Origin of the sequence: Pseudomonas sp. GL93 (genome assembly GCF_003408955.1) — a bacterium.
GTDB lineage: Bacteria > Pseudomonadota > Gammaproteobacteria > Pseudomonadales > Pseudomonadaceae > Aquipseudomonas > Aquipseudomonas paracarnis.
Genome location: NZ_NKRF01000011.1, coordinates 62,219 through 74,804, shown reverse-complemented (window position 1 = coordinate 74,804; position 12,586 = coordinate 62,219). Strand labels below are relative to the sequence as shown.

Here is a 12,586-nt window from a genome sequence, read left to right as displayed (position 1 = left end):
TGAACTCACTCGAATAAGATTTACGCATATCCAAACACCTCAGATTTGGGCGCTATCATAACGCCCGATTGAAGTGTCCAAAATCATTAGGCCAGTTCAGCTTGCTCGCGAAAAACTCACAGGCGCCGCGTTTATTCAGGAGGCACGCGTTATCGTTGAGGTTTCGCGAGCAAGCTCGCTCCTACAGTGGTATTTGATGCAAATACCTTGGTAGTTCAGGCGAACCGAGTCGATGCCATCGCAGGCAAGCCAGCTCCCACAGGGGTTCGCAGGGCATCAGTCGAATCAATATCGGCTGTCAGGCCGTCACGGGATCAAGCTCCCTCGCCACAGTTACCGGTCGGTCTCAACTGATAAGCGTCAGGCTTGCCCGCTATGGTGATATCTCCATCGAGGACCACTATCGAGGAGAAACCCGTTCCCATCTCGCAGGCATTCAGACACCGCTACCAGCATCTCAAGTTCTGGGCAGACTCGCCGCGTGAATAAATGCCTCATCCAAAGTACTGCCGCCGTACCTGCTCAAAAATCCCTCGGCATTGGAAAACCGATTAAAGCGTTGTTGGCTTAGCATGTAAAAGTCATCGCAGTGAGTGACGATCTCGTCAATGTTATGCGACGACACAAGTATCGCCACACCCTCCGCCGCCGCTCCCTCCAGACACCGCCAAATGTGGTACCGGAATTCCGGGTCAACCCCCGCAGTGGGCTCATCCAAAATCACAAGATCTGCGTTAACGGACAATAACGACAAGGTGAAAAACCAACGCTTTTCGCCATAGCTGCAAAGGGATGATTTCTTCTTCCAGATTTCGCAATAGCGTTCAGCAATACCAGGGCTCCACTTTTCAATTTTTTCCAAGGCGTGCCGCTGGGTAACGCGCGTATCGGAGCAAAAAAGCATCATCATGTTAAAAACATCAAACATTCGAAATACTGGAGGCGTTGCGATGATCTGTGACAGGTAAAGTAGCTTGGAAAATGAATGTTGCACTTCACCGCCATTGATTTTCTTCAGGCCACAGATTACGTCAAAAAACGTAGTTTTTCCGGAACCATTAGGCCCCAACAAACCTGTCATTGTGCCGGCCTCGACTTCCAATGAGGCACTCTTGAATAAAATATGCTGACCATACCTAACGTCCAGTGCATCCACGATTAGCCGTTTCATCAGTACCGACTCCAAACGGGGTTGATGAGTAAAAATCGGAACACAAACCACCCTGTGACAATGATCATTCCTAAAATCGCCGCTACCAGCGTAGCGGACCCGGTCACTCCCACTAGCATCAGGCGATTGGCCCATCCCATCGGATTAAAAAGACCGATCACACTAAATAGTGGATAGGAGGCGTTAAAACTACCGATACCCAGCGCCAACATAGAGACTGACAATATGGAAAAAAGAGTGTTGGTATTTTGAAAACCTATCGGCGCCAGCGTCAACAATAGGGAGGGCGTAGAAAACAGCAAAAAGCACATATAGAAACGCCCAACAATAACCAACCATTCTTCCAAGGCGATCAACCCAAAATAGCCCCGCGTCAGCACATAAAACACCGAGCAATAAATCACCGACATAAATGAGTACGCTAAAAACTGCCCAGCGAGAAAGATGATCTTGGTACGCTTTGTATACACGAAGGAACGCAAAAAACCACTCTCTCTTCGCCCTACTATATAAAACGCCAAACCAAAAAGTGCCACACTTGAAGAAATGAAAGCGTAAAACCATGAAGTGGCAGATGCGTAGTCACGTAAAGATTCTCCGCCAGAGTACCCAGCGTAAGTAATCAAGTAGAAGGTTACCACTGGGGATATTACGATCCACAACAGGGCGACCGGCTCTTTCAACTGTTCCTTGATAAAAAGCTTTGCCAGCAAGAAAGGCTTGGATAATGGGTAGATACGCATAGCTCACCTCATGGAAACGGCACCATTTTATTCAGACGAGACGAAAAGATTAAAGATTCAAAGCTTTTTGAGTAACTATTTCTCAGATTTATGTTTTTTGAATTATTCATATGAAGAAACAGATCAGGTGAAACATACTTTGCAAAGACGCAATTAACCCCATTAATCCTTGCGCGCCGAGAATAAAAATAACCCGACACACCCAACCCATTAAGGACCGACAGAAAAACCTCCAATGAAAACTCCAAAGAAATCTCCCTATCGTCACCCTCAGCAACCACATAATCGGTTATTTCACGATAGGTACTATGCTCATTACAGCTCATAAAATAGCGAAGATAGTCATCCTCCACTTTTCGCTCATCAGACCCGATCGCTTTAAACAAATCCATAAAACGATAAGTTTGCCACAGCTCAAGTAGTGCTTTTTCCAACGCTTCGCCGACGTCACCTGCATAGGACATACCCGCACAATATTTCACATTGCGATCAGCATCGTTTTGGCCATAAACCGCCAACAAACAAACCCCAGGAAAACGATTGTCAGAAATATCAAAAATGGAAACCTCACCGGAAAATATTAGCGCATCATATAAATACTTAACATTCCTCCCTCGTAACAGACACTCAACTTTACCGAGAGAGAACAGTGCTTGGCATTGCTTAGTCAGCCAAAACCTCAGTAGAAATTGTCGTTCAAGATACTCTTTTACAGCTCCTAAAAACGCGACATCCACGTCCCAGTAAAAGCTGCACCCACAGGTGTCTCTCAACGGATATAAAAAATTATCCTTCTCGAGGCCGTGCGCGGAAAGAGAAATACATATAGTGGGAATTAAGCACTCAGAAAAATCAGAAGCTCTCATGACTTGCGTCAGTGAGAAGTCATGTTCTTTAACCTCTTCAATTGATATCAACCTTGAAGCCGTCTGTGTAAGAGCGCTGGCAAAACTATCAACTTCAGTACCCGTCAACGAGTCACTAAGAAAGCCGCGCTTTATCGGCAAAACCTCTCTATAAAAATGACGCCTTTCAAAATACTCGCCCAAGGCAGTTTTGATAGAGCGTGCGCCCCCGCCCACCCCTGAGCCGTTAACTGAAAGAGCGTCTGACACCTCTACGGAATTTGGTAAGTAGAGCAGTCCGGCAGGTTGAAATAATAATATTCCAGGAAGATCCGGCTTCTGCATTGCATTAACAAGTTTCATGCTGCTTACCTATTAAGTGAATACATACAGGAAAAAACAGAGCGGGGTTAACCCCTAGCAATTTACATACCATGGAGTCCGTATAAGCAGACCACGGACGGCAGGCAAGTCCTAATTTTTTTGCTTGAATCTCCACAAGCATATAAATAGAACCAACTTCCATAAGCGCCATGCGATAACCACGATACCTATATTTGAAAATATTTTTAGGCATATAGACTGAATAAACAATAGCCAAACTCGGAAAACCCAGCTGTTCTCCAGACGAACCCATTATAGCCGCCTTCACATATTCAAAATCCACATCCACCTGCATTACTTCAAACCTCCTAGAACTAGGAAGCAAGTGCAAAACGCGCTCTTTAATTGGCCAGTCTGCATTACTCTCAGTGAGTGAACAAATGAAGATCTCAACGGGGTAAAGTGCTCCTGCGCTCGGATACCCACGTTTGTGTGCCCCAACACTCCTAGAGACAAGAGGTGACACCAGCTTTTTAAGCACTTCAAAGTTCAGAGACGCTGATAAAAACTTCTCGCATGATTCATTTCTGTATAAGCATTCAGCCCTTTCCTCCTCGGATAATCCAAGGCTGACCGTTAGCCCCATATCAGGATAGAGCACCAGCTCATTCCCGGTTAACTGGCTCAGATGTTCTTCGTCCAGTGTATGGAGGCCAGTGCAATGTTGAAACGCCGTATGAAATGTGAAGTTGCCTTTACTATGAAAATCAAGCACTGCCTCATAGACGGCAGGGTCTATAAATCTAAAATAATAGTCATGCGGAATATTTTTCACCTCCTTACCTCCAGGCAATCGCAGATATACCAGTGGGAACTGGACTCTTGAAATATTCTGCCGTCACTTAATTGCACATACGAGGAGCACAACACATCATCATGATACTTGCGCAATACGCCGTTTTCAGTAAAAAATTTCACACTTCTAATTATTGCACCAACAACCACCAACTCTTGATACAAACTTAACTTCTTAAAGGGCATATTGACATGTTCATTTTTACAAAACGCCAACGCCGATGCCCAGTTGTTTTTTACCCGCTTGACTGACTCATTGTGAATAAGTCTATCAACGGTACAAAAATGACAAGGGTTTCCGACCTCCGAGATATAAGGTTGCCCGATGCAAAAAAAACCGCCCATCGGCCAACAAACGCTAATAGCGCTACCTGGTGATGTTTTTGCCAATTCAAAATGTATTTTTTTCAGACCCTCATAATCATAAGCATGGCATAACAACACAATAAAACATCTAAACCCCGCAACAGAATTTACTATATCACTTGAAAAATTCTTAAACTCTACGACCCCCGATAACTCTTGTCTAAATAACTCTTCAATCCCGGCAGCGCCCTCCCACGAATGCACAACTATAGTCTTTTCAAAATAAAGCTCCTTAGCCGTCGTGAACGGAATTATTTTCTCCAGAAACTCAAATGCACTGGCTGCATTCAAGCCATTATCGGAGAGTATCTCATCCAACTCATCCTTCGTCAGCGCACGAGACATTTGTATCTGTCGCAACGCCTTCAAGATCGGTTGTGAATGCACCTTAGAAATACCCGCATCGGATATTACTAAACTTTCCGTTTCAAAATTGAGAATCTGATAGTTAGGAATGGCTATATTCATTATGTGATCCCCTGCAGGGGTTTCAGGCGCTGCCTAAGAAACCCCGTCAAGTGGGTAAATAAACCTATTCTTTGGCAAGTGATTGCTCTTCTATCGAGTTGTGACCACATCCACCGGAACCACCACTTCCTCCATTACATCCACCGCCACCTCCACACCCTCCACTTCCACCACATCCCCCCTGACTTCCTGAAGCGCCAGCATTGCCAGCATACGGGTTAAATCCATAGTCATTGTCGAAATCATAGATAACTTCGCCATACTCTGATTTTTTCATTTCCAAGTTCCTCATATTGTCGTGTATCGCCACTAAACTGAAGCGACACTCACAATTTAGTAGACAAGAAGAAACATGCAACGAAAATAATTTTTCCTTGTAGGAATTCATTTACATCTAATTAGGAAATTTCACTCATTAAATTCAGAAAACCAATGATTGTCAGAAAGAAGAGGCAATGAATTAACTTTCACACACCAAATAATTCCTTCACAAAATAACATCTTAGAAGTTACCAACTTCAGAATTCAATAACCGTTCTCTGGCGAGTTCTGCGTAGGAAGCGGCGTAAAACTTCAAAAAAAGGTAATAAATCCGACAATCGGTCCGCCGAGTTAGAGCATTGAAACAATTTTAAAGGCCAGCAAGCCGTGTCCCTCGTTTAGTCGCGACGGGTGTTTTCTCCTAATCCAACGCGGAGTTACACCATGAATAAAGTCCTACCCGCCCCCCCTCGATCCCCCAAAAGACCGTGCCGCGTTCAACCGCGCCGTCGACCATTACCTGTCCAGCCAGGTTTTCCACAACGTCTACGACAACCTGAGTTTTGAAGATGCCTTGCTCGACAGCGCTTCGGCAATGGCGCTCGATTGCGGCGAGCTGTTGGATAGCCCGGGGCGGGCGAAGATTCTGGCGTTGTGGCACTTGTTGGCGATAGCCAAGACGATGGTAGATCGCTCTCTATAGGAGCGAGCTTGCTCGCGAAAAACTCACAGGCGCCGCGTTTATTCAGGAGGCACGCGTTATCGTTGAGGTTTTTCGCGAGCAAGCTCGCTCCTACAGTGGTATTTGATGCAAATACCTTGATAGTTCAGGCGAACCGAGTCGATGCCATCGCAGGCAAGCCAGCTCCCACATTGGATCGCAGTGCCTGAGCTAAATCCGTCGACGGCGGTTGAGTTGGGGGATGGCGGTATAGGGGGCTTCTACGCGAGGGGCCTGGGCCAGCGTTTTCGCGGCCAGTTGCGCCAGCGTGGGCTGGCTGAACAAGGTGCGTGCGTCCACGTCCAGTCCGGCCTTGCGCAGGCGGGCTACCAGGTTCACTGCCAGTAGGGAGTGCCCGCCCAGTTCAAAGAAGTGGTCATGGCGCCCTACCCGTTCGAGTTTCAACACGTCGGCCCAGATCCCGGCCATCAGGGTTTCCACCTCGCCCACTGGCGCTTCGTAGGCTCGGCTAAGCACGGCCTCCAGCCCCGGTGCCGGCAGGGCCTTGCGGTCGAGTTTGCCGGCGGGGTTAAGGGGCAGTGCGTCGAGTTGCACGAAGGCGGCCGGCACCATGTATTCCGGCAGGTGTTCCAGCACATGGTCACGCAAGGCTTGCAGGCTCGGCGCCTGGCCGCGCAAGGTGAAGTAGGCCACCAGGCGCTCATCGCAAATCAATACCGCCACCTCGTGCAGCGCCGGGTGGGCGGCCAGGCGTGCTTCGATCTCGCCCAGTTCCAGGCGCACGCCGCGCAGTTTGACTTGGAAGTCGTTGCGCCCAAGGAATTCAAGAGTGCCGTCGGGCAGGTAGCGCACCAGGTCGCCGGTGCGATACAGGCGGTCGCCGCGCACGAAGGGGCTGTCGATAAAACGTTCGGCAGTCAGCTGCTCCAAGCCCAGGTAACCACGGGCAACGCCGACGCCGCCGATGTGCAGTTGGCCGCTGACGCCCATGGGCACCGGCGCATCATGGGCGTCCAGCACATACAGGCGGGTGTTGTTGATGGGTCGGCCAATCGGCAGTTGCAGGGTGGGCACCGGCGCGCCGGGTTCGAGGGTCCAGGCGCTGCTGTCCACTGTGGCTTCGGTGGGGCCGTACACGTTATGCAAACGCACCCTGGGCAAGCGTGCCTGTACGCCACGGGCCAGGGCGGCGGTGAGTTCACCGCCGCCGCACAGTACGTCGGTGAGGCTGGTGCACAGGGCCGATTCGTCCAGGTCAAGAAACTGCTGCAACATGGCGGGCACGAACTTGATCACGCTGATCTGCTGCGTGCGAATCACCTGAGCCAGGTAAGCCGGTTCACGGTGCCCATCGGGCCGCGCCAACACTAGGCGCATGCCGTTGCTCAACGGCCAGAACAGCTCCCACACAGAACCGTCGAAGCTGAACGGCGCACGCTGCAACAAGGCGCCGCCTTCGGCGTTCGGGCACAGTTGCGAGCCCCAATGCAGCAGGTTGCCCAGGCCGCGATGCTCGATCATCACGCCCTTGGGCGTGCCGGTGGAGCCCGAGGTGTACATCACGTAGGCGAGGTTGGCGACGCTCAAGCCTGGCACGTGTGGGTTGTCGCTCGGTGCCTGGCGCCAGGTGCAGTGGTCGAAGTCGATCAGCGGGACCGAGACATCGCCCACCACGTCGCGGGTGGCGGCCTGTACCAGCAACGCCACCGGCTGGCTGTCGGCGAGCATGTAGGCCAGGCGCTCGCGTGGGTAACCGGGGTCGAGGGGCACATAGGCCCCCCCTGCCTTGAGAATGCCCAGTAAGCCCACCACCAGGTCCAACCCACGTTCTACGCACAACGCCACCCGAGCGTCGGGCTGTACGCCGTGCTCGCGCAAGTGGAAGGCCAGTTGGTTGGCGCGCTCGTTGAGCGCCCGGTAGGTCAATGCCTGCTCATCCGTCTGCACCGCGATGGCATCGGGGATTCGTCGCGCATGGGCTTCAAACAGCGCTTGCACGGTCGATGTATGCGGGTAGTCGGTGGCGGTCGCGTTGAAGTCCACCAGCAATCTGCGCAGTTCGCCGGCGGGCAACACTGGCACCTCGCGCAACGGCATTTTCGGCGTGTTTTCCAGTGCGTCCACCAGGCCGTTCAGCGTGGTGTCCAAGTAGTCCAAGACCCGTTCAGCGCCGACTGCGTGTGGCGTTTTTGCCTTGAGCCGCAAGCCACTGCCCAGGTCGTCCACCGTGAGCATCAAGGGGTAACTGAGGATGTCTTCACTGCTGAGCAAGGCAATGCCCGGCACCAGGTTCAGCTCGGGGTCGGCCGAGGTGTGACGGTAGTTGAGCAGGCTGTTGAACAGCCCGGTCACCCCACTGCAGCGCTGGGCCAATGCCAGCGACGCCTGTTCATGGGCGAGCAAAGCGCTCAGTTGTGCGTGGGTGTCGTGCAACGCCTGCGCCACGTTTTGCCCGGCCAGGCGCAGGCGCAGCGGCAAGGTATTGATGAACATGCCCAAGGCCCGCTCGGCGCCCTCGCCGGCTTGCAAGCGGCCGAGCAGCACCGTGCCGAACACCACGTCTTCGCGGCCCGCGACACGGCTGAGCACCTGGGCCCAGGCCAGGTGGAACAGGCTCGCAGCACTCACCCCCAGGGCTCGGGCCTGGCTGCGCAGGCGCACATTGAGCGTGTCGCTGAGCGTGCGCTGCGCCTCTTCGGTCTCGGCACGATTGGCCTGGCGCTCCTGCAGGCCGAACGCCAAGGTCGGCTCACCCACATCCGCCAGACGCTCTCGAAAGAACGCTTCGTGCGCCGCCTGGCGCAGGGTCGAACGGGCGTGCGCCACCATGTTGCGATAAGGCACGGGCACAGGCAGTTGCGCCTGTTGACCCAGCAGATGGGCACGAATCTCGTCCACCAGCAGCGTGGTCGACGTGGCATCGTTGACCAGATGATGAAAGCGCAGCCTGGCGACCCAGCGCTGGTGCTCGGGCTCCTCGGCGTAATCCAGGGCCATCAGCGGCGCCTGGCGCAAGTCCAGGGGTTGCGCCGGATCGCGCAGCGGTTCGAGCCGCAGCTGCGCCTGGCGCCACACCACCTGCATCGGTTGTTCAAGGGCATCCCACACCAGGCTGGTGCGCAAAATATCGTGGCGATCAATCACCTGTTGGAGGGCACTGGCGAAGGCCCCCAGTTGCTCACGATGCGCAAAACTGAACAGCGCCTGTTGCTGGTACGGGTCGTGCGCGTCGGTGAGGTGGTGGTAGAGCAACCCTTCCTGCAACGGCGCCAGCGGGTAGATGTCCTGCACGTTGGCGGCGCCACCGGGGATGCCGGCGACGATGCGGTCGAGGCTGGTTTGGTCAAGTTCGGCCAGGGCGAGCAGATCCTTGGTGATATGGGTGCAACCGGCCGGGATTCGATTGGCCGGCACCGCCTGTTCGTGACCGCCACACGCCGCCGCCAGCGCCGCCACGGTGGGCTGGCCGAACAGTATTTGCACATCGGCGCGCAGGCCGGCCTCGCGCATGCGCTGCACCAACTGCACCGCCAACAGCGAATGCCCGCCCAGCTCGAAGAAATGGTCATGGCGGCCCACTGGCTGCACGTGCAGCAACTCGGCCCAGATCTGCGCCAGTGTGGTTTCCACACCCTCCTGTGGCGCTTCGAAGCCGCGGGTGATAAAGGCTTCCTGGGTCGGCGACGGCAAGGCTCGGCGGTCGAGCTTGCCGTTGGCGGTGAGGGGGAACGCGTCGAGGCGCACGTAAGCCGCTGGCAGCATGTAGTCCGGCAGCGAGGCTTGCAGGTGGGTACGCAGCGCTTCGATCGCCACAGGCTGACGAGGCACAAACCAGGCCCATAATTGCCCGTCGCGAAACTGCACCACTGCATCCTGAAGCGCCGGATGGCTGGCCAGGGCCGACTCGATTTCTCCCAGTTCAATGCGCACGCCACGGATTTTTACCTGGTCGTCGTTGCGCCCCAGGTAGTCGAGATTGCCGTCTGGCAGCCAGCGCGCCAGGTCGCCGGTGCGGTACATGTGACCGCCGCTGAAAGGGTCGTCGAGAAAACGTTCGGCACTGAGCTCCGGACGGTTCAGGTACCCCCGCGCCACGCCCTTGCCGCCGACATACAACTCCCCCGCCACGCCAATCGGCACCGGGCGCTGTTGCGCATCCAGCAGGTAGACCCGGGCATTAGCGACCGGCGCGCCGATATGCAACGGCTGGCCCACCTCGACAAGCCCCGAGGTTGCCACTACGGTGGCTTCGGTGGGGCCGTAGTTGTTCACCACCGCGAACGTCTGTGCCTGGGTGAAGGTGCGCAGACGGTCGCCGCCGATCAGCAAGGTGCGCAAGGTGGGATGCCCCAGCCCCTGGCTAAACGCATATTCGGCCACAGGCGTGGGCAGGAAACACACATCCAACGGTTGCGAGCGCCACCAGCCAAGCAACGCGTCGATATCTTCCGCGCCTTCGGGGGCCGGTGGCAGGTGCAAGGTCGCGCCCACGCACAAGGCCGGCCAGACTTCCCAGGCCATGGCATCAAAACCGAAGCCTGCGACGCTGGCGGTGTGGCTGCCCGCCTGCAGGTCGAACGCCTGGCAATGCCAATCCACCAGGTTCGACACGCTGTGATGTTCAACCATCACACCCTTGGGCAAGCCGGTGGAACCCGAGGTGTAAATCACATAAGCCAGGTTGGACGGGGTGACCGCGACCTGAGGGTTACTGTCGATGGATGCGCTGCCAGGCTCCAGCGCGATCACCGGTACCGTCGAGACGGGCAGACGCTGGCGCACGTTCTGCTGGGTCAGGATGGCAACGGGTGCGCTGTCGTGCAGCAAATACTCCAGGCGTTCGGCGGGATGGGCCGGGTCCAGCGGCACGTAGCAGGCGCCGGACTTGAGGATCGCCAACAGCCCCGCCAGGGTGTCGAGGCCACGCCGGGCCAGGATTGCGACACGGTCATCGGGCTGTACGCCGAGCGCTAATAATTGATGGGCCAGTGCATTGGCCTGGCGGTTGAGTTGGGTGTAGCTCAGTGGGCGGTCCTGATATACCGCCGCAATAGCGTGAGGCGTGCGTGCGGCCTGGGCTTCAATGCGCTGGTGCAGGGTTTGCGGCGTAGCGTTGGGCTGCGCGGTGGCGTTCCAGTGCTGCAATCGGGCCTGCTCCTCGGGCAGCAGCATGGAAAACTCGCCGATGGGCAGCGCAGTGTCCTCCAGCCCCTGCTCCAGCAGCCCGATGAAACGCTGAGCCAACGCCTGCACGTCGTGCGCCTGGAAGTACGCCTCGTTGTAGACGCAATGCAGCCACGCATTGTCTTGGTAGCGGTGGCTGCGCAGGTGAATGGCCAGCGGTAGCCCTTCATGCTGATTGGAGACTTTGATCGCGCGGGCCTGGACCTGACCGAAGCGCAGGTCGTGGTCGTCCTGCTCGAACGATACCGACACGTCGAAGAGTTGCCCGCGATCTGTTCGGCGCAAGCCCAACTCGCGGTTCATCTCACTCAACGGGAAGCGCTGATGACGAAAGTCCTGCTTGAGCTGGTCACGAATGCCACGCACCAGGGCGCCGAAAGACACGCCCTCGCTGAACGCAAAACGTACCGCGCTGACCTGAGTGAACAGGCCCACGGTGGCGCGAAAACGCGCGTTGGAGCGGTTGAGAATCGGCAGCCCCACCCCCCATTCCTGCCGTTGGCTGGTGCGGGTGAAATACACGTACATCGCCGCCAGCAACACATGAAAGGCCGACGCCTGGTACTGGTTGGCAACCTGCTCCATGCGGTTGAGCAGCGCCACCGGAAAGCCTTGCACCCAGGTGTTGCTCGACGTCTTTGCGCTGTGCCTGGGGGTGAGCAGCGGCTCGGGCAGCACCTGGTATTTGCCCAGCCAATAGTCGCGGTCGCGGGCGGAGCGGGCCGATTGCAGGTAGCGTTGGTCGGTGTCAATAAAGTCGATGTAGGACGGCGCCATCGGCTCGGTGACGCGCCCCTGTTCCAGGGCGCTGTAGAGCTGCGCGAGGGATTGCAGCATCTGGCCGAAGCCCCAGCCGTCGAGGATCAGGTGATGAGCTTGGGTGCCGAGGCGGTAGTGATCATCGTCAAGTTTGACCAGGAAAAAACGGCAAAGTGGTTCGCCGCTCAGGGCGTAGGGCCGAGCCATTTGCGCCTGCATCAAGGTTTGGCTTGCCGCGGATGGGTCGGGCAGCGCGGAGAAATCATGCAGCGCCATTTCCACCCTCAGCTCAGGGGCGAATGTTTGCCCAGGCAGGCCATTGGCGTCGGTGTGCAGTTGGGTGCGTAGCGCATCGTGACGGGCCACCAGCAGTGCGACAGCATGCTGCATGCGTTCGGGCTCGACGGTGCCGGCAAAATCCAGGTAGCCGCCAATGTTGTACAGCGGTGAATCGCCCACGCGCAGTTGGTCGAGCCAAATGTCTTGTTGGGCGCCAGTGAGGGGGAAGCGGGCCGGCAGGCTGGAGGAATGCTGCATAAGATCCTTCTCATGGGGGTCAGGCACTGGCCGCGCAGAGGTGGCTCATTACGCCGAAGTTGCCGGATTGGAGCATGGCCGCCGGCGGGTGTCTGTCACCCGAAACCCGGACATTCAAACGGATGGAAATGGGTTGGTCGCAGGTTCATGACTGAAACGATTAAAGCGCTGTAGGAAATTGGCTATAGCTGATCGATAGTGGCGTTTTTGATATTTCCTAATTTTGTTATTTTCCTTATTAATTTCAGCATGTTAATCAAAACTAAAAATAACTTACGCTTGTACGTAGCCGGCTTCACTCATGAGAAACGTCGGATTAATGGCGCAATTTTTATGGCAGCTTGTGTCCCTCGTTTCCGCTACATACGTAGGACAAATCCCCATGGCTAAA

General features: G+C 55.2%; 7 protein-coding genes and 1 pseudogene. 1 reads left to right on the top strand and 7 read right to left on the bottom strand.

Translation table 11 applies throughout. From position 1 onward, the window contains the following. Positions 1-457: 457 nt before the first annotated feature. From CER19_RS03155 to CER19_RS28720, 6 genes are all read right to left on the bottom strand, one after another. Positions 458-1,171, bottom strand: a complete 714-nt coding sequence (locus tag CER19_RS03155) for an AAA family ATPase (protein ID WP_116665367.1) — start codon at positions 1,169-1,171, stop codon at positions 458-460. Continuing rightward, entirely contained in the window at positions 1,171-1,914 is a 744-nt protein-coding gene (locus tag CER19_RS03150; protein WP_116665366.1) for an ABC transporter permease, read from the bottom strand. Before CER19_RS03150 ends, CER19_RS03155 begins: the two co-directional genes overlap by 1 nt. Positions 1,915-1,922: 8 nt before the next feature. Then, positions 1,923-3,122 (bottom strand): YcaO-like family protein, encoded by a 1,200-nt coding sequence (locus CER19_RS03145; protein ID WP_116665365.1) that lies wholly within the window; start codon positions 3,120-3,122, stop codon positions 1,923-1,925. After that, positions 3,109-3,918 (bottom strand): SagB/ThcOx family dehydrogenase, encoded by an 810-nt coding sequence (locus CER19_RS03140; protein WP_116665364.1) that lies wholly within the window; start codon positions 3,916-3,918, stop codon positions 3,109-3,111. Before CER19_RS03140 ends, CER19_RS03145 begins: the two co-directional genes overlap by 14 nt. Continuing rightward, positions 3,915-4,772: an McbB family protein gene (locus tag CER19_RS03135; protein WP_116665363.1), complete on the bottom strand. Its 858-nt coding sequence runs from the start codon at positions 4,770-4,772 to the stop codon at positions 3,915-3,917. The genes CER19_RS03140 and CER19_RS03135 overlap by 4 nt, the downstream gene beginning before the upstream one ends. A 90-nt stretch (positions 4,773-4,862) precedes the next feature. Beyond that, positions 4,863-5,006 (bottom strand): hypothetical protein, encoded by a 144-nt coding sequence (locus tag CER19_RS28720; RefSeq protein WP_165861590.1) that lies wholly within the window; start codon positions 5,004-5,006, stop codon positions 4,863-4,865. Between the two features lie 471 nt (positions 5,007-5,477). Between CER19_RS28720 and CER19_RS28995 the strand changes: the two are divergent. After that, positions 5,478-5,736: pseudogene (locus CER19_RS28995) on the top strand (hypothetical protein). A gap of 189 nt (positions 5,737-5,925) precedes the next feature. Here CER19_RS28995 and CER19_RS03125 read toward each other — a convergent pair. Next, the gene (locus tag CER19_RS03125) at positions 5,926-12,195 is read right to left on the bottom strand and encodes a non-ribosomal peptide synthetase (RefSeq protein ID WP_116665361.1); all 6,270 of its coding nucleotides are present in this window, start codon (positions 12,193-12,195) and stop codon (positions 5,926-5,928) included. Between the last annotated feature and the right edge of the window lie 391 nt (positions 12,196-12,586).

Excerpts from the sequence above, each read along its gene's own strand:
- CER19_RS03155 (WP_116665367.1), bottom strand. The coding sequence starts at position 1,171 with ATGAAACGGCTAATCGTGGATGCACTGGACGTTAGGTATGGTCAGCAT.
- CER19_RS03150 (WP_116665366.1), bottom strand. The coding sequence starts at position 1,914 with ATGCGTATCTACCCATTATCCAAGCCTTTCTTGCTGGCAAAGCTTTTT.
- CER19_RS03145 (WP_116665365.1), bottom strand. The coding sequence starts at position 3,122 with ATGAAACTTGTTAATGCAATGCAGAAGCCGGATCTTCCTGGAATATTA.
- CER19_RS03135 (WP_116665363.1), bottom strand. The coding sequence starts at position 4,772 with ATGAATATAGCCATTCCTAACTATCAGATTCTCAATTTTGAAACGGAA.
- CER19_RS28720 (WP_165861590.1), bottom strand. The coding sequence starts at position 5,006 with ATGACTATGGATTTAACCCGTATGCTGGCAATGCTGGCGCTTCAGGAA.
- CER19_RS03125 (WP_116665361.1), bottom strand. The coding sequence starts at position 12,195 with ATGCAGCATTCCTCCAGCCTGCCGGCCCGCTTCCCCCTCACTGGCGCC.